Annotated in this window: 25 protein-coding genes and 1 riboswitch; of the genes, 15 read left to right on the top strand and 10 right to left on the bottom strand. The window is 65.5% G+C overall.

Annotation, left to right across the window (positions count from 1 at the left end):
* Window positions 1-362: 362 nt before the first annotated feature.
* From ACLD02_RS05850 to ACLD02_RS05835, 4 genes are read right to left on the bottom strand one after another with little or no spacing between them, the layout of a single operon-like run.
* Window positions 363-974 carry a TPM domain-containing protein gene (locus tag ACLD02_RS05850; RefSeq protein WP_203104935.1) on the bottom strand — a complete coding sequence of 204 codons (612 nt, stop codon included), beginning with the start codon at window positions 972-974 and terminating at the stop codon, window positions 363-365.
* Entirely contained in the window at window positions 974-1,726 is a 753-nt protein-coding gene (locus tag ACLD02_RS05845; RefSeq protein ID WP_410298154.1) for a TPM domain-containing protein, read from the bottom strand. Before ACLD02_RS05845 ends, ACLD02_RS05850 begins: the two co-directional genes overlap by 1 nt.
* A gap of 3 nt (window positions 1,727-1,729) precedes the next feature.
* Window positions 1,730-2,320 carry a LemA family protein gene (locus tag ACLD02_RS05840; protein ID WP_203104937.1) on the bottom strand — a complete coding sequence of 197 codons (591 nt, stop codon included), beginning with the start codon at window positions 2,318-2,320 and terminating at the stop codon, window positions 1,730-1,732.
* Window positions 2,317-2,658: a GIY-YIG nuclease family protein gene (locus tag ACLD02_RS05835; RefSeq protein WP_338015224.1), complete on the bottom strand. Its 342-nt coding sequence runs from the start codon at window positions 2,656-2,658 to the stop codon at window positions 2,317-2,319. The genes ACLD02_RS05840 and ACLD02_RS05835 overlap by 4 nt, the downstream gene beginning before the upstream one ends.
* Before the next feature lie 86 nt (window positions 2,659-2,744).
* On the opposite strand from ACLD02_RS05835, the gene ACLD02_RS05830 reads away from it, so the two are divergent.
* From ACLD02_RS05830 to uca, 10 genes are all read left to right on the top strand, one after another.
* Entirely contained in the window at window positions 2,745-3,155 is a 411-nt protein-coding gene (locus tag ACLD02_RS05830) for a hypothetical protein (RefSeq protein WP_203104938.1), read from the top strand.
* 70 nt (window positions 3,156-3,225) lie between these two features.
* The gene (locus tag ACLD02_RS05825; protein ID WP_410298153.1) at window positions 3,226-3,792 is read left to right on the top strand and encodes a glutathione peroxidase; all 567 of its coding nucleotides are present in this window, start codon (window positions 3,226-3,228) and stop codon (window positions 3,790-3,792) included.
* A gap of 64 nt (window positions 3,793-3,856) precedes the next feature.
* Window positions 3,857-4,174 (top strand): hypothetical protein, encoded by a 318-nt coding sequence (locus tag ACLD02_RS05820; protein ID WP_203104940.1) that lies wholly within the window; start codon window positions 3,857-3,859, stop codon window positions 4,172-4,174.
* Between the two features lie 37 nt (window positions 4,175-4,211).
* Window positions 4,212-4,985: a dienelactone hydrolase family protein gene (locus ACLD02_RS05815; protein ID WP_203104941.1), complete on the top strand. Its 774-nt coding sequence runs from the start codon at window positions 4,212-4,214 to the stop codon at window positions 4,983-4,985.
* Window positions 4,986-5,198: 213 nt separating this feature from the next.
* A riboswitch (guanidine-I (ykkC/yxkD leader) is annotated at window positions 5,199-5,298 on the top strand.
* 56 nt (window positions 5,299-5,354) lie between these two features.
* The gene (locus tag ACLD02_RS05810) at window positions 5,355-6,425 is read left to right on the top strand and encodes a putative urea ABC transporter substrate-binding protein (protein ID WP_203104942.1); all 1,071 of its coding nucleotides are present in this window, start codon (window positions 5,355-5,357) and stop codon (window positions 6,423-6,425) included.
* A gap of 25 nt (window positions 6,426-6,450) precedes the next feature.
* Window positions 6,451-7,266 (top strand): ABC transporter permease, encoded by an 816-nt coding sequence (locus ACLD02_RS05805; protein ID WP_203104943.1) that lies wholly within the window; start codon window positions 6,451-6,453, stop codon window positions 7,264-7,266.
* Between the two features lie 9 nt (window positions 7,267-7,275).
* The gene (locus ACLD02_RS05800; protein WP_203104944.1) at window positions 7,276-8,070 is read left to right on the top strand and encodes an ABC transporter ATP-binding protein; all 795 of its coding nucleotides are present in this window, start codon (window positions 7,276-7,278) and stop codon (window positions 8,068-8,070) included.
* Window positions 8,067-8,783, top strand: a complete 717-nt coding sequence (locus ACLD02_RS05795; RefSeq protein WP_410298152.1) for an urea amidolyase associated protein UAAP1 — start codon at window positions 8,067-8,069, stop codon at window positions 8,781-8,783. The genes ACLD02_RS05800 and ACLD02_RS05795 overlap by 4 nt, the downstream gene beginning before the upstream one ends.
* 11 nt (window positions 8,784-8,794) lie before the next feature.
* Complete coding sequence (locus ACLD02_RS05790) at window positions 8,795-9,433, top strand: urea amidolyase associated protein UAAP2 (RefSeq protein WP_203104946.1); 639 nt, start codon at window positions 8,795-8,797, stop codon at window positions 9,431-9,433.
* A gap of 85 nt (window positions 9,434-9,518) precedes the next feature.
* Entirely contained in the window at window positions 9,519-13,130 is a 3,612-nt protein-coding gene (gene uca / locus ACLD02_RS05785) for an urea carboxylase (RefSeq protein WP_410298151.1), read from the top strand.
* Here the strand turns inward: uca and ACLD02_RS05780 are convergent.
* The 4 genes from ACLD02_RS05780 to ACLD02_RS05765 form a co-directional block, all read right to left on the bottom strand.
* On the bottom strand, window positions 13,108-13,977 hold the full coding sequence (locus ACLD02_RS05780) for a glycine betaine ABC transporter substrate-binding protein (protein ID WP_203104948.1): 870 nt from the start codon (window positions 13,975-13,977) through the stop codon (window positions 13,108-13,110). The genes uca and ACLD02_RS05780 overlap by 23 nt on opposite strands.
* 46 nt (window positions 13,978-14,023) lie before the next feature.
* Window positions 14,024-14,809 (bottom strand): glutamate racemase, encoded by a 786-nt coding sequence (gene murI / locus ACLD02_RS05775; RefSeq protein WP_410298150.1) that lies wholly within the window; start codon window positions 14,807-14,809, stop codon window positions 14,024-14,026.
* An 82-nt stretch (window positions 14,810-14,891) separates the two neighbouring features.
* Window positions 14,892-15,083 carry a DUF1272 domain-containing protein gene (locus ACLD02_RS05770; RefSeq protein ID WP_203104950.1) on the bottom strand — a complete coding sequence of 64 codons (192 nt, stop codon included), beginning with the start codon at window positions 15,081-15,083 and terminating at the stop codon, window positions 14,892-14,894.
* 1 nt (window position 15,084) lies between these two features.
* On the bottom strand, window positions 15,085-15,264 hold the full coding sequence (locus ACLD02_RS05765) for a hypothetical protein (protein WP_203104951.1): 180 nt from the start codon (window positions 15,262-15,264) through the stop codon (window positions 15,085-15,087).
* 173 nt (window positions 15,265-15,437) lie between these two features.
* On the opposite strand from ACLD02_RS05765, the gene rapA reads away from it, so the two are divergent.
* Together rapA and ACLD02_RS05755 are read left to right on the top strand one after the other, a co-directional pair.
* Entirely contained in the window at window positions 15,438-18,317 is a 2,880-nt protein-coding gene (gene rapA, locus ACLD02_RS05760; protein ID WP_203104952.1) for an RNA polymerase-associated protein RapA, read from the top strand.
* A 13-nt stretch (window positions 18,318-18,330) separates the two neighbouring features.
* Window positions 18,331-18,990 (top strand): alpha/beta hydrolase, encoded by a 660-nt coding sequence (locus ACLD02_RS05755; RefSeq protein WP_410298149.1) that lies wholly within the window; start codon window positions 18,331-18,333, stop codon window positions 18,988-18,990.
* On the opposite strand, the gene ACLD02_RS05750 is transcribed toward ACLD02_RS05755, so the two are convergent.
* Window positions 18,942-19,715, bottom strand: a complete 774-nt coding sequence (locus tag ACLD02_RS05750) for a dienelactone hydrolase family protein (RefSeq protein WP_410298148.1) — start codon at window positions 19,713-19,715, stop codon at window positions 18,942-18,944. The two genes, ACLD02_RS05755 and ACLD02_RS05750, sit on opposite strands and share 49 nt — an antisense overlap.
* A gap of 135 nt (window positions 19,716-19,850) precedes the next feature.
* Between ACLD02_RS05750 and ACLD02_RS05745 the strand changes: the two genes are divergently transcribed.
* Together ACLD02_RS05745 and ACLD02_RS05740 are read left to right on the top strand one after the other, a co-directional pair.
* Window positions 19,851-20,291, top strand: a complete 441-nt coding sequence (locus ACLD02_RS05745; RefSeq protein ID WP_238401056.1) for a hypothetical protein — start codon at window positions 19,851-19,853, stop codon at window positions 20,289-20,291.
* Window positions 20,292-20,383: 92 nt separating this feature from the next.
* Window positions 20,384-20,575 (top strand): hypothetical protein, encoded by a 192-nt coding sequence (locus tag ACLD02_RS05740; RefSeq protein WP_203104955.1) that lies wholly within the window; start codon window positions 20,384-20,386, stop codon window positions 20,573-20,575.
* Window positions 20,576-21,011: 436 nt separating this feature from the next.
* On the opposite strand, the gene ACLD02_RS05735 is transcribed toward ACLD02_RS05740, so the two are convergent.
* Window positions 21,012-21,341: a DUF1820 family protein gene (locus tag ACLD02_RS05735; RefSeq protein WP_203104956.1), complete on the bottom strand. Its 330-nt coding sequence runs from the start codon at window positions 21,339-21,341 to the stop codon at window positions 21,012-21,014.
* A gap of 405 nt (window positions 21,342-21,746) precedes the next feature.
* Here ACLD02_RS05735 and coxB point away from each other — a divergent pair, with 405 nt between their 5' ends.
* Window positions 21,747-22,955, top strand: a complete 1,209-nt coding sequence (coxB, locus tag ACLD02_RS05730) for a cytochrome c oxidase subunit II (protein WP_203104957.1) — start codon at window positions 21,747-21,749, stop codon at window positions 22,953-22,955.

Genomic DNA, 22,955 nt, shown 5'->3' with positions numbered 1-22,955 from the left:
TTCAGGAAGGCCGCCCTCGGGCGGCCTTTTTCGTTTGCGGAGCCGCGTTCCCGTTCCGTTGGCCGACCCCGCTTTTTATGTGCTGGGGTCGGCGCAGGGTGGCCTGCCCGTTCAAGTCCGCCCCTTGCTACCACTCTTCAGGAAGGCCGCCCTCGGGCGGCCTTTTTCGTTTGCGGAGCCGCGTTCCCGTTCCGTTGGCCGACCCCGCTTTTTTTGCTGGGATCGGCGCAGGGCGGCCTGCCCGTTCAAGCTTTTGATCGCGACTGAAGCCGCTCCTACGGAGTAGAACCAACCGATGGGGGGTTATCTCCGTGGGTTTCCGCGGTAGGAGCGACTTCAGTCGCGATGCCGAAGGCACCGCGTCAGAGCATAACCAGGTGATTGGGCAGTTCGTTCTTCTGTTCGGTGGCGGGGAGTTTGGTGATCAGTTCGTCGCCGCAGGAGGCGATGCATTCCAGGAAGCCGTTGAGCACCTCGCCTTGCTTCACGTGGCCGGTGAAGGTGTCGACGATGGATTTCCAGCGTTCGTCCGGCACCCGGGCGGCGATGCCCCGGTCGGCGAGGATTTCCACGTAGTGCTCCGCCTCGCTGACGAAGATCAGCAGCCCGGTGCCATCCTTGGTGTGGTGCAGGCCCTGGTCGAGGAAGGTGCGGCGGGCCAGGTTGGCGGCGCGCCATTGCTTCACCCGGCGCGGCACCAGGGCCATCATCAGCGGCGGCCAGCGGAACAGCAGCGCCAGCGCCACCAGCACGGTCCATTGGGCGAGCAGGGTTTCCAGGGCGCTGAGCCAGATCGGCAGGAACGCCAGCACCAGGGGCACCAGCAGGGAGAGCAGCGCCGCCCACATCAGGGGGATGTAGCGGTAGTCGTCGGCCTGCCGGGCCAGCACGGTGACCAGCTCGGCATCGGTGTCCTTCTCAATGGCCGCGATGGCGCGGGCCACCCGCTTTTGGTTCTCTTCATTCAATAGCATTACCAGCCTCCCGAGGCGCCGCCGCCCCCAAAACCGCCGCCGCCTCCACCGAAGCCGCCGCCACCGCTGAATCCACCCCCACCGCCGCCACCGAAACCACCGGTGCCCATGGGCAGGAACATGGCGCCGCCACCCCGGCCACGGCCACCGCCGCCGCCCATGGCGCCGAAGGTGAACAAGATGGTGATCACCACGAGGCCGATCAGATAGAGCAGCGTGGTGAGCCCGCCACTGACGTGAATGCGTTTGGCCGGCGGTGGCGCCTGGTACTCGCCCTGGATGGCGGCGAGGATGGCGTCGACGCCGGCGTTGATGCCGCCGGCGAAGTCACCGCGACGGAAGGCGGGGCGGATCTCATTCTGAATGATGGTGGCGGAAAGGGCGTCGGTGAGGGCGCCTTCCAGGCCATAGCCCACTTCGATGCGCAGGCGGCGCTCATTGGGGGCGATGATCAGCAGCACGCCGTTGTCCTTGCCTTCCTGGCCAATACCCCATTCCCGACCAAGCTGGTAGCCGTACTCCTCAATGGGATAGCCCTGCAGGTCGGGGATGGTGACCACCACCACCTGGTTGGAGCTTTGCTGCTCCTCGGTGGCGAGCTTGTCGGCCAGGGCCTGCTCCTCGGTGGGGTTGAGCAGGTTGGCGTTGTCCACCACCCGACCGGTGAGCTCGGGAAACTGCGGGGCGGCCCAGACGCTGGCCGCCATCAGCCACAGCAGGGCGGCCAGACCGCCGTGTCGTATCAGGGTCATGATTTACTCGAAGTTGACGGTCGGCGCCTGCTCGGCGTTTTCCGTGGTGGCTTCAAAGTTTTCGCGCTGCTCCAGCTCGCTGTACAGCAGGCTGTGCCAGATGCGACCGGGGAAGGTGCGAATTTCGGTGTTGTACTTACGCACCGCCTCGATGTAATCCCGGCGAGCCACCGCGATGCGGTTTTCGGTGCCTTCCAACTGCGATTGCAGGGCCAGGAAATTCTGGTTGGATTTCAGCTCCGGGTAGCGTTCCACCACCACCATCAGCCGCTGCAGGGCGGAGCCAAGCTGGCTCTGGGCTTGCTCGAACTGCTTGAACTTCTCCGGGTTGTCGAGGATGTCCTCGCCGGCCTGGATCGAGCCCACCTTGGCGCGGGCCTCGGTGACCGCCACCAGTACCTCGCGCTCCTGATCGGCGAACCCCTGCACGGTGTTGACCAGGTTGGGCACCAGATCGGCGCGGCGCTGATACTGGTTCTGCACCTGCGCCCAGGCCGCCTTGACCTGCTCGTCGTAGGTGGGAATGGTGTTGATACCACAGCCGGCCAGGGTCATGGCCAGCCACATCAGCACGAAGGCACGCCAAAGCTTCATGTAAGGGTCTCCTGTTTGGAAGTGTCGGCAGTCAAGCAATTCCCGGCGCCGTTGGCAACCGGCCTGGATGCGCCGGCGGTAACGGCACGGATCAAACGTTCCTTGCGGGCCCGGGGCAACGCCTTGAGGCGCGCCTCCAGGCGACCGGCGCGGGCCCGGTCCGGGACCTCCACGCACAGCACCAGGGCTACCGGCCGCCGGGCGCGAGTGTAGCGGGCGCCGCGCGGGCCGTCGTTGTGTTCGTTCCAGCGCCGCAGCACGTCGGTGGTGACGCCGGTATATAGGGAGCCATCCGCGCAGCGCAGCATATACACCCACCAGTCGCTGCCCTGTTTCACGGTTTTACATCCTCTTGCGTTCAAGTTGCTATCATCATCGGCGGTACTGAAGCGACACAACAATAGCCTGAAACAGGGAGTTTCGCATGATCACCTATTTGTACTGGTTCCTGGTGGCGGTGGCCATTTTCCTGGTGCTGTTCGGCGTCGGCGTGCGCATGGGCAAATGGAAGCCGGCGCTGATCATCGCCGCGATCCTGTGGCTGGCGGGCACCCTGCTCTACTATTTCTGGCTGGAGCAGATTTTCGTCAAGCGCCTGGGGGGCACCATGACCCTGACCATTCCGGCGGGCCAGCAGCACATCGCCGCCACCTGGAAAGGCGACAACCTCTGGATCGAGAATTACGATCCGGAGACCAACCGCTGCATCTTCCGCGAATACTCCCGGGGCAACATGCTGGAAGGCCAGGTGGTGCTCAAGGACTGCAACCCGCTGCGCGCCGGCGGCGGCGAGGGCAAGGCCGCCATCCCCGAGGGCCCGCGCACCCCGCTGTGACCCCCTTGGCGCCGCCTTGACCGGCGGCGTCCGATAGTGATGCTCCCGTGATCCATCAGAGGAACAGCCGATGAGCCCGCTACGTTTCATCCTTGCCTGCGCCCTGGGCCTGGGCAGTCTGCTGCTCGGCGGCCCGGCCCGCGCCGCCGACGGCGAAGCCGCCTGCCCCGCCCTGTTTCAGCATGAAGCGCGCAAGCTGCACAGCAAGGAGGACGTGGATCTCTGCGCCCTGACCACCGGCAAGGTGGTGCTGGTGGTGAATACCGCCAGCCAGTGCGGGTTCACGCCCCAGTTCAAGGGCCTGGAAGCGCTCTACAAGACGTATCGGGATCAGGGACTGGTGGTGCTGGGTTTCCCCTCCGACGCTTTTCGCCAGGAACTGGACGATGAAGGCGCCACCGCCAAGGTCTGCTACGTGAACTACGGCGTGACCTTCCCCATGATGGCCACTTCCCCGGTGCGCGGGCCGGACGCCAATCCGGTGTTCCAGGCACTCAATCGCGCCGCCGGCGAGCCGGAATGGAATTTCAACAAATACCTGGTAAACCGGGACGGCGAGGTGCTTCGCCACTTCCCGTCCTCCGCCAAGCCCCGGGGCGGCGAGCTGGAGGCGGCGGTCCAGGCGGCGCTGCGCTGACATCTGGCGGCGCCGTGCCGGCGCTGCTATGGTGTCAGGTTCAATACCGGTAATCGCCAGTCCGATGAAAGTCCGCAACAGTAAGGAACAGCAACGCCAGCGCCTGCGGCGGGATATGGAGCGGTTCCTTTCCCGGGGTGGACGCATCGAGGAAGTGCCCAGCGGCACGTCCGGCGATAACCCGGACCAGCCCCGGCAACGGCGTGCCTTCCCCTTCGCCCAGACACCGCGTGCCACGCGCACGGACCTGTCGCAGTTGGCGGCGGCCATCGATGCGCGCAAGAAGCACGGCAAGCGCCGCCCGTCCCGGCAGGCCGGCCCGCGCCGCCGCCTGATCTACGACGATTTCGGTGAGCCGCTGCGCTGGGTCTGGGACGACTGATTCAAGACAACTCCATTCCGAGTAGAAGGAACCCCTCATGAAACGCTTGAGCGCTTTGATCTGTTTGCTGTTGTGGGCCGGCAGCGCCACCGCCGAGGTGTTGGAACAGGCGGTCACCCTGCCCGGCGGCGTCGGCGACGGCGTGCTCTACATGGACGACGACCTGGACCGGACCACCGCCGGCGTGATCGTGGTGCATGAGTGGTGGGGCCTGAATGACTATGCCCGTAACCGGGCCCGGCTGCTGGCCGATGAGGGCTATGTGGCGATTGCCGTGAACCTCTATGACAAGGGCAAGGTGGCCGGCCACCCGAACGACGCCAAGACCTTCATGCAGGAGGCGCTGGCCAACCCGGAAAAGACCACCGCCCGCTTCAACGCCGCCAAGAAACTGCTGCGCGACCAGCAATACGTGGACAATGATCGCATCTTCGCGGTGGGTTACTGCTTCGGTGGCGGCGTGGTGCTGGAACAGGCCCGGCGCGGCAACGATCTGGCCGGCGTGGCCAGCTTCCACGGCACGCTGGGCACCGAGAAGCGCGCCACCGCCGGCGATGTCCAGGCGCGGGTTCTGGTGGCCACCGGCCAGGCCGACCCCATGGTGCCCGCCGATCAGGTGACCGCCCTGGTGAAGGAAATGACCGACGCCGGCGTGGACTTTCAACTGCTCAGTTTTCCCGGCGCCCAACATGGCTTCACCAACCCGCGGGCCGACCAGCTGGGCCAGCGTTTCGAGCTGCCGCTGGCCTACGACCGGCAAGCCGACCTGATCAGCTGGCAAGCGCTGATGGACTTCATTGAACAACCCTGAATGGCACAACCCTGCCCCACCGGCCGCGCCCCAAAAAGGGGCGCCGCGCACCACAATGGCACCACCCGGCGCCCCGTTTTAGCCCTTCCTCCCCTGCCCCGACCGGGGCGATCCCTTGCAAAACAGCCACTTGCCGATCCTGGCACCGGACTTGCTCCGCTAAATCACAGGAATCGAATGGCACTGTCGCCATCACGACCCGGACAATTCGGAAAAATGGATCGCTAGGGTTCCGGTGGGCTTCGCCCACGACTGGTCCGAGAGCGATCGACCTTCTAGCAAGGTTACACGGCGGGACAAAAGCCCGGGAGGACACCATGACGACCGTGTCATTGGATTCCTCACCGTCATAGCCTGAAGGAGGTCGACATGACCCGTATTCTGACTGCTTGCCTCTCCGCGGCCGCGCTGCTGGCGCTCTCCGCCCTCCCCAAACCGGCCCTGGCCGCCGCTGAACGCGACGACTTCAAAGTCTGCTGGTCCATCTATGTGGGCTGGATTCCCTGGGAGTACGGCGACGCCCAGGGCATCGTCGACAAATGGGCGGACAAGTACGACATCAGCATCGACGTGGTGCAAATCAACGACTACATCGAATCCATCAACCAGTACACCGCCGGCCAGTACGACGGCTGCACCATGACCAACATGGATGCGCTGACCATTCCCGCCGCCGGCGGCGTGGATACCACCGCCCTGATCGTCGGTGACTTCTCCGACGGCAACGACGGCATCATCCTCAAGGACAAAAGCAAACTGGCGGACATCAAAGGCCAGAATGTCAATCTGGTGGAGCTTTCCGTTTCCCACTATCTGCTGGCCCGTGCCCTGGAAACCGTGGGCCTGAGCGAGCGCGACGTGGACGTGGTCAATACGTCCGACGCCGATCTGGTCGCCGCCTACCAGACCGATGACGTGAGCGCCGTGGTGACCTGGAACCCCTTGCTGAGTGCCATCACCGAACAGCCCGATGCCCACCTGGTGTTCGACTCCTCGCAAATCCCCGGTGAAATCATCGACCTGATGGTGGTCAACACCGACACCCTCAAAGCCAACCCGAAACTGGGCAAGGCCCTGGCCGGTGCCTGGTACGAGATCATGGAAAACATGCGCGACCAGGGGGAAACCGGCAAGCAGGCGCGCACCGCCATGGGCGAGATCGCCGGCACCGACCAGGCCGGTTTCGAAGCCCAACTGAAAGCCACCCGCATGTTCTATGAACCCGCCGACGCGGTGGAATTCGTCAACAGCCCGGACGTGAAAACCACCATGCAACGGGTGGCGGAGTTCTCCTTCGAGCATGGCCTGCTGGGCGAAGGCGCCCCGGACGCCGGCTTCGTGGGCGTGGAAACACCCTCCGGCGTGTTCGGCAGCGAAGGCAACGTGAAGCTGCGCTTCGACCCCACCTACATGAAGATGGCCGCCGACGGCGCGCTTTGATCCATAACGCCGGCCGGGAGCCGTCATGAAGAAGCTGATCAACCGTCAAGCCGGCCCGGTGGGCCGCTGGGCCCTGGGCCTGCTGCCCTTCGTGGTGCTGGTGGTGCTCTACCTGGTGGCCTCGGACGCGCGCCTGGCGGCCAACCCCAACGACAAGCTGCTGCCGGATCTGGCCAGCTTCGTGGACGCCATTCAGCGCATGGCCTTCGAGCCCAGCAAACGCAGCGGTGAATACCTGCTCTGGGTGGACACCCTGGCGAGCCTGGAAAGGCTCGGCATCGGCGTGGTGATCAGCGCCACCCTGGGGCTGGTGTTCGGCATCGTCACCGGTGCCCTGCCCCTGTTCCGGGCCGGCATCTCGCCGCTGGTCACCGGCCTCTCCCTGGTGCCGCCGCTGGCGATCCTGCCGATCCTGTTCATCGTGTTCGGCCTGGGCGAGCTGGCCAAGGTGATGCTCATCATCATCGGCATCACCCCGTTCCTGATCCGCGATTTACAACAGCGGGCCGAGGAGATCCCCACCGAGCAGTTGATCAAGATGCAGACCCTGGGCGCCAACACCTGGCAGATCATCCTGCGCCTGGTGTGGCCCCAGGTGATGCCGCGTCTGATCGGCGCGGTGCGCCTGTCGCTGGGCTCCGCCTGGCTGTTCCTGATCGCCGCCGAAGCGATCGCCGCCACCGAGGGGCTGGGCTACCGCATCTTCCTGGTACGGCGCTATCTGGCCATGGACGTGATCCTGCCCTACGTGGTCTGGATCACCTTCCTGGCGTTCGCCATCGATTTCGCGCTGGCCCGCTACTCACGCTGGCGCTACCCCTGGTTCCACCAGGCGGGGTAAGGAGGAACCATGGCCACCATTGAACTGAAGAATCTGTGGAAGGAATACGGCGACCAGGTGGTGCTGGAGCGCCTCAACGCCGAAGTGGAGGAAGGCGAGTTCGTCACCGTCGTCGGCGCCTCCGGCTGCGGCAAGACCACCTTCCTGAAGCTGCTGCTGGGCACCGAGACCCCGACCCGGGGCCAGCTGCTGCTGGACGGCAAGCCGATCCCGGACGAGCCGGACGAAAGCCGTGGCATCGTGTTCCAGCGCTACTCGGTGCTGCCGCACCTGAACGCCCTCGCCAACGTGATGCTGTGCGGTGAGCTGGAAACCAGCCGCTGGCTGGGCCGCGCCTTCGGCGCCACCCGCAAGCGGCTGCGCGAGCAGGCCGTGGCGATGCTGGAATCCGTGGGCCTGGGCGCCGCCCTGGACAAATACCCCCACGAGTTGTCCGGCGGCATGCAGCAGCGTCTGGCCCTGGCCCAGGCGCTGATCAAGAAGCCGCGCATCCTGCTGCTGGACGAACCGTTCGGCGCCCTGGACCCGGGCATCCGCCGGGACATGCACCAACTGGTCCTGAAGCTGTGGCGCGAGCAGGCACTGACCGTGTTCATGATCACCCATGACCTGGCCGAGGGCTTCTATCTGGGCACCCGGCTGTGGGTGTTCGACAAGGACCGCCTGGACCCGCAAACCCCGGAAAGCTATGGCGCGCGCATCACCTACGACCTGCCCGTGGGCGACAGCGACAAGGGCACCCTGCAATCCATTTCGCAAAACGTGAATAACACGTCCCGCTTACTCGAAGGAGCACCCCGATGACCGAAGCGCTGTACGAGTACACCATGCCCGGCGGCGCGCACTGGTCCTTCCGGATGCGGCGCGGCACCGCCCTGCGCCTCACCGACGTGGACGGCGGCGCCAACGTGGGCATGCTGTTCTATAACCCGGAAGAGAAACTGGAGCGCTACAACGCGCCGGACACCCTCAAGGGCCAGCACACCTTCAAGCTGACCCGGGGCCATTGCCTGTATTCCGACATGGGCCGGGTATTCGCCTCCATCGTCGAGGACGATTTCGGCTGGCACGACACCGTGTGCGGCAACCTGCACCCGGACACCCTGAAGCAGAAATACGGCGAGCACGGCTACCAGCAATACCGCAACGGCTGGTACCTGAGCGGCCACGACAGTTTTCTCGTGGAGATGGCCAAATACGGCCTCACCGAGCGAGACCTGGCCGCCAACCTGAACCTGTTCAGCAAGGTGGCCAGCGGCGACGACGGCGCGCTGTGCTTCGACCCCAGCGCGGCGAAAGCCGGCGCCACCGTCACCCTGCGCTTCGAGATGGACACCCTGGTGCTGATGCACACCTGCCCGCACCCGCTGAACCCGGCGCCGGAGTACCCGAAAAAGAAGGTGCGCATCGAAATGTTCAAGGCGGACCCGGTCACCGAGGACGACTACTGCCTCAACTTCCGTCCGGAAAACGCCCGCGCCTTCGAGAACAACCGCCTGTACTACCTCGGCGCCTGACGGAGAGCCCCATGATCAAAGAGAGCCAACTGCAACCCGAACAGGCCGCGTTCCGTGAAGTGGTGCCCGCCGGCGACTACTTCCTGAAAGTGCTGCGCGCCGGCGAGACCCTGCGCATTCTCGACCTGGAGGGCAACCAGGCCGCGGATACCCTGTTCTACAACGCCGACGATCCCGCCGAGCGCTACAGCGCCATGGACACGGTGCGCGAACAGGGCAACGTCTACCTCACCGCCGGCAGCGTGCTGCGCTCCAACCGCAACAACCCGATGCTGGAAATCACCGCCGACACCTGCGGCCGCCACGATACCCTGGGCGGCGCCTGCGCCACGGAAAGCAATACGGTGCGCTACGACCTGAAAAAGCGCTGCATGCACGCTTGCCGGGACAGCTGGATGCTGGCGATCAACGAGAATGAAGAATACGGGCTGAGCAAGCGCGACATTGCCCACAACATCAATTTCTTCATGAACGTGCCGGTCACCGCCAAGGGCGGCCTGACCTTCGAGGACGGCATCTCGGCGCCGGGCAAGTACGTGGAAATGAAGGCGCTGATGAACATCACCGTGCTGATTTCCAACTGCCCGCAGCTCAACAACCCGTGCAACGGCTACGACCCGACGCCCATCGAAGTGCTGATCTGGCACTGAACGGCGCTCCCGCGCCGCGCCGGGGACGACCCCGGTGAATCGCAACCACGGCGGGACGGCCCGCCAACCGGACGAGTGCCAAGCCATGTTCAACAAGGTACTGATCGCCAACCGGGGCGCCATCGCCACCCGCATTATTCGCACCCTGCGCGCGCTGGGCGTGACCAGCGTGGCCGTCTACGCGGAAGCGGACGCCGACTCCCGCCATGTGGCCCTGGCCGATGAAGCCCTGAGCCTGGGCGACGGCAACGCCGCGCAAACCTATCTGGACCAGGACAAACTGTTCGCGCTGATGGCGGAACACGGCATCGATGCCGTGCACCCCGGCTACGGCTTTCTCAGCGAGAACCCGGACTTCGTGGAACGTTGCGAGGCCAACGGCATCGCCTTTATCGGCCCCACCGCCGCGCAAATGCGCGACTTCGGCCTCAAGCACACCGCCCGGCAACTGGCCGAGGACAGCCAGGTGCCGCTGCTGCCCGGCACCGGCTTGCTTGAAGACCTGGCGGACGCCCGCCGCGCCGCCGCCGACATCGGCTACCCGGTAATGCTCAAGAGCACCGCCGGCGGTGGCGGCATCGGCATGCAGATCTGCGCCGACCCGGCGACCCTGGAAAAAGCCTGGGACACGGTGCGCCGGCTCAGCGCCAACAACTTTTCCAACGACGGCGTGTTCCTGGAGAAATACATCCAGCGCGCCCGTCACATCGAGGTGCAGGTGTTCGGCGACGGCCAGGGCGAGGCTCTGGCCCTGGGCGAACGGGACTGCTCCGCCCAGCGCCGCCACCAGAAGGTCCTCGAGGAAACCCCGGCGCCGAATCTGCCGGAAGAGGTGCGCGCCACCCTGCACGACACCGCCCGCCGGCTGATGGCGGCGGTGCGCTACCGCAACGCCGGCACCGTGGAATTCATCCTCGATCAGGACAGCCACCGCTTTTACTTCCTGGAGGTGAACACCCGACTGCAGGTGGAGCACGGCGTCACCGAGCAGGTCTACGGCGTCGACCTGGTGGACTGGATGGTGCGGCTGGCCGCCGGCGAGCTGCCCGCCCTGGCGGAGCTGGGCGGCAACCTGAGCCCGCGCGGACACGCCATCCAGGCGCGCCTGTACGCGGAAGACCCGAACAAGGACTTCCAACCCAGCGCCGGCCTGCTCACCACCGTGGATTTTCCCGAGGCGGACGGCGACGCCCTGCGCATCGATCACTGGATCGAGACCGGACTGACGGTATCGCCCTACTATGACCCCATGCTCGCCAAGATCATCGTCCACCGGGCGGAACGCGACGCCGCCCTGCGGGCCTTGGAAGACGCCCTGGCCGACACCCTGGTGGAAGGCATCGAGACCAACCGGGGCTACCTGCGCGCGGTACTTGCCGATCCGGTGTTCGCCGACGGGGCCATGACCACCCGCTACCTGAACGACTTCCGTTACCAGCCGCGCACCCTGGACGTGCTGGCCGGCGGCACCCTGACCACGGTGCAGGATTACCCCGGCCGACAGGGCTACTGGCCGGTGGGCGTGCCGCCGTCCGGCCCGTTCGACGCGCTCAGTTTCCGCCTTGGCAACCGGCTGCTGGGTAACGACGAGGACGCCGCCGGCCTGGAGTTCACCCTCAACGGCCCCACCCTGCGCTTCAACAGCGACACCCGCGTCGCCCTTACCGGCGCCGACATGGGCGCCACCCTGGACAATGAGCCGGTGCCCACGCACCGGGCGATCCCGGTGGCGGCCGGCCAGACCCTGAAGCTGGGTAAGGCCGACGGTCGCGGCGCCCGCGCCTACCTGGCGGTGGCCGGCGGCATCCAGTGCCAGCCCTACCTGGGCTCCCGCGCCACCTTCACCCTGGGCCAGTTCGGCGGCCATGGCGGCCGCGCCCTGCGCACCGGCGACGTGCTGCACCTGAGCGACGCCGAGCCGGCACCAGCCGGGGACGTGGCCCTGCCCGAGGGTCTGGCGCCGACCCTGGGCGAGCACTGGGAACTGCGCGTGATCTACGGCCCCCACGGCGCGCCGGACTTCTTCACCGACCACGACATCGAGACCTTCTTCAGCGCCGACTGGCAGGTGCATTACAACTCCAGCCGCACCGGCATCCGCCTGGTGGGCCCGAAGCCGGAATGGGCGCGCCGGGACGGCGGCGAGGCGGGCATGCACCCGTCCAACATCCACGATAACGCCTACGCGGTGGGCACCGTGGACTTCACCGGCGACATGCCGGTGATCCTGGGCCCGGACGGCCCCTCCCTGGGCGGCTTCGTGTGCCCGGCCACGGTGATCGCCGCGGACCGCTGGAAGCTGGGCCAGCTCAAGGCCGGCGACCGGCTGCGCTTTGTACCGGTGAGCCTGGAGGACGCTGACCGGCTGGCCGCCGAGCAGGACGCCTGCCTGGCGACGCCGAAAGCGCCGACCCTGAGCGTGGCCCCGGCGCCATTGGGCTCACCGATTCTGGACCGCCTGGAGGAGCAGGCGGACGGGCCGGAGGTGGTCTACCGGGCCGCCGGCGACCGCTATGTGCTGGTGGAATACGGCCCCCTGGAGCTGGACCTGCGGCTGCGGCTGCGCGCCCACGCCCTGATGCTATGGCTGGAGGACAAGGCCCCGGACGGCATCCTGGAGCTGACCCCGGGCATCCGTTCCCTGCAGGTGCACTTCGATCCGGCGGTGCTGCCCCGGGGCGATCTGCTGGCGCTGCTGAAGAGCGCCGAGTTGACCCTGGACAAGCAGGACGACCTGGAAGTGCCCTCGCGCGTCGTCCACCTGCCTCTGAGCTGGGACGACGAGGCCTGCCGGCTGGCCATCGAGAAGTACATGCAGTCGGTACGCAAGGACGCCCCCTGGTGCCCCAGCAACATCGAGTTCATCCGCCGTATCAACGGCCTGGACAGCATCGACGAGGTAAAGCGCATCCTGTTCGAGGCCAGCTATGTGGTCATGGGCCTGGGCGATGTCTATCTGGGCGCGCCGGTGGCCACCCCTTATGACCCCCGACACCGGCTGGTGACCACCAAGTACAATCCGGCGCGCACCTGGACGGCGGAAAACTCGGTGGGCATCGGCGGTTCCTATCTGTGCGTGTACGGCATGGAAGGCCCCGGCGGTTACCAGTTCGTGGGCCGCACCTTCCAGATGTGGAACCGCTACCAGCGCACCGAGGCGTTCACCCGGCCCTGGCTACTGCGTTTCTTCGATCAGATACGGTTCTACGAGGTGAGCGCCGAGGAGCTCAAGCGCATTCGCCGGGATTTCCCCAAGGGTCGCTACCCGTTCAAGGTGGAGGAAACCACCTTCAACCTGGGCGAGTACCAGCGCTTCCTGGAGCGCAACGCGACCTCCATCGAGGCGTTCACCGAGGCCCGCAACGCCGCCTTCGACGAGGAGCTTCGGCGCTGGGAAGCAAACGGCCAGATGCACTTTGAAAGCCAGCAGGATCTGAACGCCGACGAAGGCGACAGCCTGCCGGAGGGCACCCCGGTGGAAGCGCCCACCGCGGGCAATATCTGGAAGCTGCTGGTGGCCCAGGGCGACACCGTGGAAGAGGGCCAGACCGTGGCGATTCTGGAATCGATGAAAATGGAAATCGAGATCGCCGCGCCGGAGGCCGGCAAGGTGATCCACGTCGCCCGCCAGGAAGGCCAGCAGATCAATGCCGGCCAGGCGGTGATGGTGGTAACTACTGGCCGAGCCACTCGTTGATGCGATCCTGGTGATCGGCGAGGTAGTGATCGATGGCCTCTTCGTAGCTGGTTTCCTGAGCCTCGTCCATGGCCTCCTGCAACTCATCCAGCGGCAACCGCATGCGGGTCAGGAAACCGGCCACCTCCGGGTGGTCTTCCTTGAAGCCCCTGCGCACCAGCACGTCGATGTGCTCGGCTTCGCCCAGGCTGCCCTTGGGATCATCCAGGAAGCGCAGATTCCAGTGGCCGAACATCCAGTGCGGTGTCCAGGCGGTGACCACTACCCATTCCTTGTCGCGCATGGCCCGGGTCAGGGCGGCGGTCATGGCGGCGCCGCTGGCGGAGCGCAGGTGGTAATCCAGCCCGTAGTCGTCGATGGCCTTCTCGGAAAGCTGCATCAGGCCGGCCCCGGGGTCGATGCCCTGGATGCTGCCGCGCAGCTTCGCCTTCACCTCGGGCTTTTTCAGATCCTCGATGGAGGACAACTCGGCCTTGGGGATGTAGTCCGGCACCGCCCAACCCAGCCGGGCGCCCTCATACAGCGGCCCCAGATCCACCACCTTGTCGCTCACCTTGTTCCAGTAATTTTCATGGGTGGAGGGCAACCAGGCCATCAACATGGCGTCCAGGTCGCCGTTGGCGACGCCCTGATATTGCACGCCAATGGAAGAGAGCTGCAGCTTCACGTCGTAGTCGTAATGCTCCTCGATGACCCGCTTCGCCAGCTTGGTGACGAACTCGGCGTCGGACCAGGCGGTCCAGCCGAAGGTCAGGGTCTTGTCCGCCGCCCGGGCCATGCCCGTGCTCAGAGCAAGGACGAGGGCCAGGACGAGCAGTTTCACGAAACGTGGCATTGAAGGGGGCATGGTTTCTCTTCTGAGTGTTTGCAGGTCTGAGTGTTTGCAGGCGTCTCTACGTTAGTAGAGAAAGCGGCGGCGGGAAACCAAAGGTTCGGCAGGCGGCCACCAGGCCGGCCCGCTCCGCGTCGGTGGCCCAGGCCATGGCGGGCGGCGTGAGCGCCCAATGCGGCGTCCCCAGCACCTGATCCACGCGGCGGGCGATGGCGGCACCGGAGTCCACCCAGGTGATCGCCCGGGGGGGACGGAAATGGTCGCGCAGCAACGGGAAATGGGTGCAGCCCAGCACCACGGTGTCCAGTTCCGGCTGTCGCCAAAGCGGCGCCAGCGCCGCCTCGATCACCGCCGCGTTCACCGAGCCGGTGGCGAGCAGCTGCTCGGCCTGACCCACCAGGGCATCGCCGGCCACCCGCACCACGGTACGGTGGGTGGCGAAGTCCTCGATCAGGCGGTCGGTATAGGGCCGGCATACCGTGGCGGAGGTGGCCAGCAGGCCGATCACGCCGCTGGCGGTAAGCGCCGCCGCCGGCTTGATGGCCGGCACGGTACCCACCACCGGAACAGGCAGTGCCGCGCGCAGAGCATCCAGGGCCAGGGTACTGGCGGTGTTGCAGGCCACCACCAGCACCTCGGCGCCACTGGCCGCCACCGCCGCCCGGCACACCATCACGATACGCGCCACCAGCCAGCCATCCTCCTTGGTGCCGTAGGGCAAGGCGGCGTTGTCGCAGGCGTAGGCCAGCGGCGCGTCCGGCAGCCGCTCACGCAGGGCGCGCACCACGGACAGGCCGCCAACGCCGGAATCGAAGATCAGCACCGGGCCGTTAAGGGGTGGAACCATGGACGGGGTCTCGAACGGATCGCACAGGCGGCCAAGCGTAGCGCCAGCCCGAGGGGGAATAAAGGCCCATCAAGCGCGACGCCTAAGGGGCCGGGGCGGGATGGTCGGGCCGCCGGGGGCGGCGCACCAGCTCACCGCCACAATTGGGACAGACCGTGCCCAGGGCCGTACAGCAATCCACACAGAAAGTGCACTCATAGGAGCAGATGTACACTTCGCCCTGGGCGCGCAGCTCATCCCCACAGTGCTGGCAGTGGGTCTTCATTTCCAACATATCAGTGGGCCTCCACTTTCCGCTTGCCGCACCGCTCGCACTGATAGCGGGTCACCAGCTTGCCCTTCTGGCTGTCGAAGCGGGTACTCTTCACCACCTTCCATTTATGAAAACCGTGCTGGCACAGCCCTTTTTTGGGCTTTTTGCGGGCCGGTTTCTTGAACGGGACGATCTCACCCATGGCATCACCTTCAACCAACATCACCGCCAGAATAACGCAATGCGGCGGGGCCGTCCTCGGGCCGCCCCCCTTGGGCACGACCGGGATTTCCTCGAAAACCCCGGCTTTCATCGCGCCGACGCGGCCGAACCCGTATAATCCCGCTCCCGAAATCCACCGGCCACAGGATTGCCATGACCGACTTTACCCCCGGCCAGCGCTGGCTCAGTGAATCCGAGACCGAACTGGGGCTCGGCCTGATCAAGGAGGTGGACTACCGCCTGGTGACGGTGAGCTACCCGGCCGTGGAAGAGGAACGCACCTACGCCAAGAACAATGCGCCGCTGTCGCGCATCACCTTCGACGTGGGTGACACCCTGACCACCGGTGACGGCCTGGATCTGGTGGTGCGCAGCGCCGAGGACCACAACGGCCTGATGGTCTACCACGCCCATCCGGCCGGCGAGCCGGACAATGTGCAGCCGGTGCCGGAATCGCTGCTCGGCCACCGCCTGCGGCTCAGCGGCGCCCAGGAGCGGCTGCTTACCAATCAGCTTTCCTCGAACCGCTGGTTTGAACTGCGGGTGGCCGCCCTGGAGGCCCGCGCCCACCGCGAGGGCTCGCCGATTCAGGGTCTGCGTGGCCCGCGCATTGATCTGATCGGCCACCAGCTGCACATCGCCGACCAGGTGGCGCGTCGCTACGCGCCCCGGGTGCTGCTGGCCGATGAAGTGGGTCTGGGCAAGACCATCGAGGCCGGCCTGATTCTCCACCAGCAGTTGCAGACCGGCCGCGCCCGGCGCGTGCTGATCGTGGTGCCGGACGCCCTGGTTCACCAGTGGTTCGTGGAAATGGCACGGCGCTTCAATCTGCGTTTTTCCATCTTCGACGAGGAGCGCCTCAACGCCCTGTCACGCCCCAGCGTGGACGACGTCAAGGAAATGCTGGCGGACCTCTTCGCCGAAGCGGAAGGCGAAGGCGACGCCCCGGAGATGGACGACAATCCGTTCCTTTCCGAGCAGTTGGTGCTATGCAGCACCGCCTTCCTGGAAGGCTGCGACATCGACAGCCTGGCACAGGCTGACTGGGACCTGGTGGTGGTCGACGAAGCCCACCACCTGCACTGGTCCCCGGACGCGCCCTCCGAAGCCTACCAGCGAGTGGAGCGCCTGGCGGAGGCCAGCCGTGGCCTGCTGCTGCTTACCGCCACGCCGGAGCAACTGGGACTGGAAAGCCACTTCGCGCGGCTGCGCCTGCTGGACCCGGATCGCTACCCGGACCTGGAAGCGTTCATCGATGAGCAGACGCACTACCGGGAAGTGGCGGACCTGGTCGGAGAGCTGCATGATCAGGAAAGCTGGCCGGCGGATCTCAAGCAACGGGCCGCCGCGCTGCTGCCCGACGAAACCGTGGACGAAGCCCACCGCGACGCGGTGCTCGCTGAGTTGCTGGACCGCTTCGGCCCGGGCCGGGTGATGTTCCGCAACACCCGGCACAACGTGGCCGGTTTCCCGGCCCGGCGGGTTCACGGCGAGCCGTTGCCGCTGCCCGATGCGTACCGGGTGGACGCGGACGAAGAGCTGGCCCTGCGGCTCTACCCGGAGGCGGGCTTCGCCGATGATCGCTGGTGCGCCGACGATCCCCGGGTGAGCTGGCTGGAACGTTTCCTCAAGGAGCACCGCGGCGAGAAGGTGCTGGTGATCTGCGCGCGCCGCGACACCGCCATCGACCTGCACGCTCATTGCGGCTACAAGCTGGGCATGAATCTGGCGGTGTTCCATGAAGGCATGGACCTGATCGAGCGGGACCGGGCCGCCGCCTATTTCGCCGATCATGAGGACGGCGCCCAGGCCCTGATCTGTTCGGAAATCGGCTCCGAGGGCCGCAACTTCCAGTTCGCCCACCACCTGGTGCTGCTGGACCTGCCCCTGGACCCGGATCTGCTGGAGCAGCGCATTGGCCGCCTGGACCGGATCGGGCAGAGCGAGGACGTGCAAATCCACGTGCCCTATTTCCAGGGCCACGCCCAGGAGGTGTTGTTCCACTGGTATCACCAGGGCATGAACGCCTTCGAGCACACCAATCCGGCCGGCCATGAGATACGCCAGCGCACCGCCGACGCCCTGGAAAAGGCACTCGCCGATCCGCAGGCCGCCGAGGCCCGCGACACCCTGGTGACCATCACCCGCACGGAAGCGGAGGCGCTGCGCCAACGCCTGGAAGAAGGCCGCGACCGGCTGCTTGAGCTGGCGTCCTTCGATCCGCGCCAGGCGGAGGTACTCAAGCAGCATCTGGCGGCGGCGGACGCGGACAGTCCCTGGCCGTTCATGACACGGGTTCTGGACCACTATGGCGTGGATCAGGAAGAGCATTCCGATGATGCCTGGATTCTCAAACCCGGCAGCCATATGCGCGAGCCCTTCCCCCATCTTCCCGAGGACGGCGTCACCGTCACCGACCAGCGTGGCACCGCCCTGGCCCGGGACGACATGCAGTTCCTGACCTGGGAGCATCCCATGGTGGAAGGCGCCCTGGATCTGATTCTCGACGAGCACCGGGGCAAGGCCTCGGTGAGCCTGCTCAAGAACCCCAAGATCAAGGCCGGCACCCTGCTGCTGGAGCTGATCTACACGGTGGAGCCGGAAGCGCCACGCCACCTGCAGGCGGACCGCTTCCTGCCCGTGACCACGGTACGCCGGCTGCTGGACGCCAACGGCCGCGATCTGTCCTCGGCGATCACCCACGAGGCCCTGTGCAAGCAGTGTCACAAGTTGGAGAAGCCCCTGGCGCGCAAGATCGTCGGCAGCCAGAAAGCGCTGCTGGAAGAGCGCCTCAAGGAGGATGAAAAGAAAGCGGTGGATCAGGCCCGCACGGTAATCGACGAGGCCCTGGCGCGAATGCGCGAGAGCCAGGACCGGGATCTGCGACGCCTGCGCGCCCTGCGCGACAAGAATCCGCTGGTCCGTGACGAGGAAATCACTTTCCTGGAACAGCAAACCGAAGCCCTGGAAGCCCGGCTTGCGGACGCCCGCTTCCGCCTGGAAGCGGTGCGCGTGATCGTTGCCGGCAATTAAGAGGACAACAGTGATGGATTATCTGCCCTGCGTGGAAATGGAGCCGCAACAGCCCGCCGATTCCAGCGTCATCTGGCTGCACGGCCTGGGCGCCAGCGGCCACGACTTCGAGCCGGTGGTGCCGGAACTGGGTCGCAAACGCACCCGCTTCGTGTTTCCCCATGCCCCTCGAATCCCGGTGACGGTGAACGGCGGCATGGTGATGCCGGCCTGGTACGACATCGCCGGCCTGGGCGGCACCAGCCCCGTGGACGAGGACGGCATCCGCCGGTCCGCCGCCCAGGTGGATGCTCTGATCGAGCGCGAGATCGAGCGCGGCGTGCCCGCCGAACGCATTGTCGTGGCCGGTTTTTCCCAGGGCGGCGCGGTGGCCTATGAAGCGGCCCTGCGGCATCCGAAAAAACTGGCCGGCCTGATGGCGCTGTCCACCTACTTCGCCACCGCCGACAGCATCGCTTTCAGCGACGCCAACGCCGGCCTGCCGATTTTCATCGCCCATGGCACCTTCGACCCCATGGTGCCGGAACAGGGCGGCCGCCAGGCGGCGGACACCCTGAGCGCCAAGGGCTACCCCACCGAGTACAAAACCTACCCCATGGAGCACGCGGTGTGCCTGGAAGAGATTCAGGACATCGCCGGCTTCCTGGGACGGGTGTTTGATGATGGTGAATGACCGGCGCCGAACACCTCGTTAAACAAATCGTCCATGGCCGCGAAGGCACGGCGCGCCACCTTCGGGTCGTAGACCGAACGGCCCGGGATATTCGCCCCCGGGTCGGTGAACGAATGCACCGCCCCACCGAAGTGGGTGAGCTGCCAGTCCGCGCCGGCACCGTCCATCTCCTGCTTGAAGGCCCTCAGTGAGTCCTCACTGACCATGGGGTCGTCGGCACCGTTAAGCACCAGCACGCTGCCCTTCACCGCGCCGGTGGCCGGCGCCGGGGTATCCAGCAGGCCATGGAAACTGACGAAGGCGCGCAGATCGGCGCCGTCCCGGGCCAGCTCCAGGGCACAGGCGCCACCGAAACAGAACCCGAACATGGCCAGCCGGTCCCGGGCGATGCCCAGCTCACCGGCCTGTTGCTCCAGCACCGCCAGGGCGGCGCGCAGCCGCGCCCGCAGGACGGTGTTATCGGCACGCGCTTCCCCCATGGCGGCCATCGCCTCGTCCGGATTGGCCGGACGCACGTCCCTGCCGAACGGGTCGAGCACGAAAATGGCCCGGGTGTTATCCAGGCAGCGCTCGGCCTGGGCGATGGCGGCATCACTGACACCGAAGAAATTGGGGGCCATCAACAGCGCGCGGCTGGGGGTGGCGCCGCGCAAATACAGAAGGTGGCCCCGGAAGGCGCGGCCGTCCACTTCATAGTCGATGGCTTGATTGACGATATCGCTCATTGCTTGTCTCCCGATCAAAACGCCCGCCATTAAACACTTCGTTACCTTCCACCCGCAATCAACCGGAACCGCATCATGGCGCCTTCACCCCCATGGGGCTTTCATGGGGCACGAGCCAATAACAGGAGGCCAACCATGAAAAATGCATTCCCTCGGGTTCTGCTCGCCGCCGGCCTGGCCGGTCTCACCCTGGGGGCCCAGGCGGACCCGCCGTCCTGGGCCGGCAAGGGGAAGCCTGGCTCCGGGCGGGCGGAAGCCACGCAGCGCGACGCGCGCCTGTTCAGCGACCAGGAACGGGAGGCCCTGCGCCGCTTTGGTGACCGCTACCGTGGAGATGAGCTGCCCCCGGGGCTGCGCAAGAAGGTGGCCCGGGGCGGCGATCTGCCGCCGGGCTGGCGGGACAAGCTGCGCGAAGGCCGGCGCCTGCCCGACGATCTCTACTATCAGGGCTACCGCCTGCCGGAGTCGGTTTACCATACCCCGGACGGCTACTCGGACGTGGTGATCGACAATGAAGTCGTGCGCATTCTGGACGCCACCCAGACCATCATGGACGTTTTCAGACTCAACCGCTGATTTCCGACGTCCCACCACCACGATTTCACGGAACCGAACCGGCCGAGCCCCTCTCCAAAATGGAAATCATTCCCACAACAGGAGGGCTCGCCATGTCGAAACTGGCCATTCAGGGGTTGCTCGCGATCACCACCGCCATCTGGCTACCAGGCCAGGCCGATACCAGTTCCCGCTCGGCCTGGTCCGGCGATCCCACCACGGAAACCCGTCTGAACGCCGATGACGCAGCGGAAAACAGCCCGGCGCTGATTCGTCCGGCGACGCCGGTCGACGGCAACGATTGATGGTTTGTTAAATCGGAAAAACCCGCGTGCGCCGGTTCACAATTGCACGCCGGTACAGGAACGCCGTGCCCCGGGCACACTCTTATTGAGTGCCGACGGCGATGACGTTGGTGGGCAGTGGGCCTGAACAGGGAAGGCCAGGGAGCATGGACGCCGCCGCTCCACCGCCGCCGCCCGGCACTGGACATATGCAAGCTGATGCTGTTGTTGAAGCGAGATTGGGACGAATTCGGAAAAAGTTGGCGCGCCGCCGGGAACTATCCCCCTTCCCATGCGCACTAAACGAATGAGTCTCCTTTGATACAATCAGGCAACCCTCCGGGCGTACAGTAAGGCTGGCGCCCTTCTTTTTTGTGACCACCGTCCCTGGCGGTCATCCCGCGGACCGTCGCTGGCGGCGACGTCCAAACTCGCTCCCGGCGATTTTGTGAGTCTGCTATTTCTTGCCGCCACCGGGCCCGAACGGCAGGGGGAAGGCGGTGACATTGCTGCCCGCCTCGGTAATTTTTCCTACCCCTTCCTTCTCCACCTCGTCGATGCGAATCACCGCGTGCATGGGAATGAAGGAGCGCTGCACCCCGGCGAACTGGTTCTTGAGCTTCTCTTCGGAGGGGTCCACCACCATCTGCGCGCGCTCGCCGAACAGGAATTCCTCCACCTCGATGAACCCATAGAGATCGCTGGTGTAGATCTGCCCGGCGTAGATCTCGTAGATCTGTCCCTGGTTGAGGAAAATGACCCGATAGATTTGGCGGTTTTTCGTCATGATGCGGGTCCGACACGGCCTGAAACGGGGGCGCAGTCTAGCACAATTCGGGGCCCCGGCATCCCCCGCCGAAGCAGCCCGCACGCGGCTTTCCGGCTGGACTTTACCCCTTTGAATGACTAGAGTTACCGGCCACAATGCCGTGGGGCGTTTTGCCGCACCCTGGAAAACCGCCGGGCTTTCCCTTACCAGAAGTAAGTGCTTGACCGGGAACGGTTTTCCCCATTACCAGGCGGGTTATTGGCCACCCCCTTGGCTGCCCCCGCCCTACCGGAGACAGGGACCTGGCAGGGCTCCACAGCATCATATCCTGAAACTCGCTTTCCAGGTGCCGGTGACGGCAAAAGAACAGGCGTGACCCCTTGTTCCGGGGGGTACTCGCTGGGGAAAACAGGGAGCTTACGCATGCAGTCAACTCTGTTCCACCGCGCGGCGGTCGGTCTTATGTCGCTGATGATCAGCGGCATGGCCGTGGCCAGCGACTGGACTGAACGTTCCGACCATAACCTGCGGCCCGGGGTCACCGCGGTCAGCCAGGAGGTCTACGACCTTCACACCACGATCCTCTGGATCGTCACCATCATCGGCTTGCTGGTGTTCGGCCTGATCCTGATCTCCATGATCCGCCACCGCCGCTCCCGCAACCCGAACCCGGCAACCTTCCATGAAAACGTTTTCCTGGAAGTGCTGTGGACGGTGATTCCGTTCGTGATTCTGATCGCCATGGCGGTACCCGCCACCCGGGTGCTGATTCAACTGGACGATTCCTCGGACGCGGAACTCACCGTGAAGGTCACCGGCCATCGCTGGAAGTGGGAATACGAGTACCTGACCTACGGCGACGACAACAATATCGGCGTCTCCTTCATGTCCAACATCGCCACGCCGCCGGAACAGATCAACAACCCGGTGCTGGCGGGCGGCCTGTTCCCGTACGGCACCGCCCAGGATGCCGTGGGCAAGGAATTCCCCGAGAAAGACAAGAACTACAACCTGGAAGTGGACAACCCGCTGGTCCTCCCTTCCGGCCAGAAAGTTCGCTTCCTGGTCACCTCCGCGGACGTCATTCACTCCTTCTGGGTGCCTGACTTCGGCGGCAAGAAGGACGCCATCCCCGGCTTTGTCAACGAAACCTGGGCAAAGGTTCCCGAAGGTCAGGAAGGCACCTATTACGGTCAGTGCGCCGAGCTGTGCGGCAAGAACCACGCTTTCATGCCCATCGAGGCGGAAGTGGTAAGCCAGGCGGAGTTCCAGGACTGGCTGGCCAAGAAGAAGGAAGAAGCCGCCGCCGCGCCGGACCTGACGCCGTTCGCCGATCTCGGCGAGGCCATGGAGCTGGGCCAGCAGACCTACGCCGGCAACTGCGCCGTGTGTCATGGCAACAATGGGGAAGGCGGTGTCGGCCTGCCGTTCGCGGGCAGCGACTTCGCCACCCAGGAAGAACATCTGGAAGAGCACATCCATGTGCTGATCGAAGGCCGTGGCGCCATGCCCGCTTTCGCCGCCCAGTTGTCACCGCGCCAGATCGCCTCCGTCATTACCTACGAGCGTAACGCCTGGGGTAACGAGACCGGTGACCTGATTCAACCCGAAGACGTCTACGAACAAGAGTAA

The organism is Alloalcanivorax sp. C16-2 (genome assembly GCF_046507615.1).
Lineage (GTDB): Bacteria > Pseudomonadota > Gammaproteobacteria > Pseudomonadales > Alcanivoracaceae > Alloalcanivorax > Alloalcanivorax marinus_A.
This window is presented reverse-complemented; position numbering and strand designations above follow the sequence as displayed.

What these genes read in the sequence shown, in the direction of transcription:
- uca (WP_410298151.1), top strand. Translation starts at nt 9,519, where the DNA reads ATGTTCAACAAGGTACTGATCGCCAACCGGGGCGCCATCGCCACCCGC.
- coxB (WP_203104957.1), top strand. Translation starts at nt 21,747, where the DNA reads ATGCAGTCAACTCTGTTCCACCGCGCGGCGGTCGGTCTTATGTCGCTG.
- ACLD02_RS05750 (WP_410298148.1), bottom strand. Translation starts at nt 19,715, where the DNA reads ATGAGCGATATCGTCAATCAAGCCATCGACTATGAAGTGGACGGCCGC.
- ACLD02_RS05840 (WP_203104937.1), bottom strand. Translation starts at nt 2,320, where the DNA reads ATGAAGCTTTGGCGTGCCTTCGTGCTGATGTGGCTGGCCATGACCCTG.
- ACLD02_RS05830 (WP_203104938.1), top strand. Translation starts at nt 2,745, where the DNA reads ATGATCACCTATTTGTACTGGTTCCTGGTGGCGGTGGCCATTTTCCTG.
- ACLD02_RS05850 (WP_203104935.1), bottom strand. Translation starts at nt 974, where the DNA reads ATGCTATTGAATGAAGAGAACCAAAAGCGGGTGGCCCGCGCCATCGCG.
- ACLD02_RS05745 (WP_238401056.1), top strand. Translation starts at nt 19,851, where the DNA reads ATGAAAAATGCATTCCCTCGGGTTCTGCTCGCCGCCGGCCTGGCCGGT.
- ACLD02_RS05815 (WP_203104941.1), top strand. Translation starts at nt 4,212, where the DNA reads ATGAAACGCTTGAGCGCTTTGATCTGTTTGCTGTTGTGGGCCGGCAGC.
- rapA (WP_203104952.1), top strand. Translation starts at nt 15,438, where the DNA reads ATGACCGACTTTACCCCCGGCCAGCGCTGGCTCAGTGAATCCGAGACC.
- ACLD02_RS05740 (WP_203104955.1), top strand. Translation starts at nt 20,384, where the DNA reads ATGTCGAAACTGGCCATTCAGGGGTTGCTCGCGATCACCACCGCCATC.
- ACLD02_RS05765 (WP_203104951.1), bottom strand. Translation starts at nt 15,264, where the DNA reads ATGGGTGAGATCGTCCCGTTCAAGAAACCGGCCCGCAAAAAGCCCAAA.
- ACLD02_RS05790 (WP_203104946.1), top strand. Translation starts at nt 8,795, where the DNA reads ATGATCAAAGAGAGCCAACTGCAACCCGAACAGGCCGCGTTCCGTGAA.
- ACLD02_RS05805 (WP_203104943.1), top strand. Translation starts at nt 6,451, where the DNA reads ATGAAGAAGCTGATCAACCGTCAAGCCGGCCCGGTGGGCCGCTGGGCC.
- ACLD02_RS05800 (WP_203104944.1), top strand. Translation starts at nt 7,276, where the DNA reads ATGGCCACCATTGAACTGAAGAATCTGTGGAAGGAATACGGCGACCAG.
- ACLD02_RS05825 (WP_410298153.1), top strand. Translation starts at nt 3,226, where the DNA reads ATGAGCCCGCTACGTTTCATCCTTGCCTGCGCCCTGGGCCTGGGCAGT.
- ACLD02_RS05820 (WP_203104940.1), top strand. Translation starts at nt 3,857, where the DNA reads ATGAAAGTCCGCAACAGTAAGGAACAGCAACGCCAGCGCCTGCGGCGG.
- ACLD02_RS05810 (WP_203104942.1), top strand. Translation starts at nt 5,355, where the DNA reads ATGACCCGTATTCTGACTGCTTGCCTCTCCGCGGCCGCGCTGCTGGCG.
- murI (WP_410298150.1), bottom strand. Translation starts at nt 14,809, where the DNA reads ATGGTTCCACCCCTTAACGGCCCGGTGCTGATCTTCGATTCCGGCGTT.
- ACLD02_RS05755 (WP_410298149.1), top strand. Translation starts at nt 18,331, where the DNA reads ATGGATTATCTGCCCTGCGTGGAAATGGAGCCGCAACAGCCCGCCGAT.
- ACLD02_RS05795 (WP_410298152.1), top strand. Translation starts at nt 8,067, where the DNA reads ATGACCGAAGCGCTGTACGAGTACACCATGCCCGGCGGCGCGCACTGG.
- ACLD02_RS05735 (WP_203104956.1), bottom strand. Translation starts at nt 21,341, where the DNA reads ATGACGAAAAACCGCCAAATCTATCGGGTCATTTTCCTCAACCAGGGA.
- ACLD02_RS05770 (WP_203104950.1), bottom strand. Translation starts at nt 15,083, where the DNA reads ATGTTGGAAATGAAGACCCACTGCCAGCACTGTGGGGATGAGCTGCGC.
- ACLD02_RS05845 (WP_410298154.1), bottom strand. Translation starts at nt 1,726, where the DNA reads ATGACCCTGATACGACACGGCGGTCTGGCCGCCCTGCTGTGGCTGATG.
- ACLD02_RS05780 (WP_203104948.1), bottom strand. Translation starts at nt 13,977, where the DNA reads ATGCCCCCTTCAATGCCACGTTTCGTGAAACTGCTCGTCCTGGCCCTC.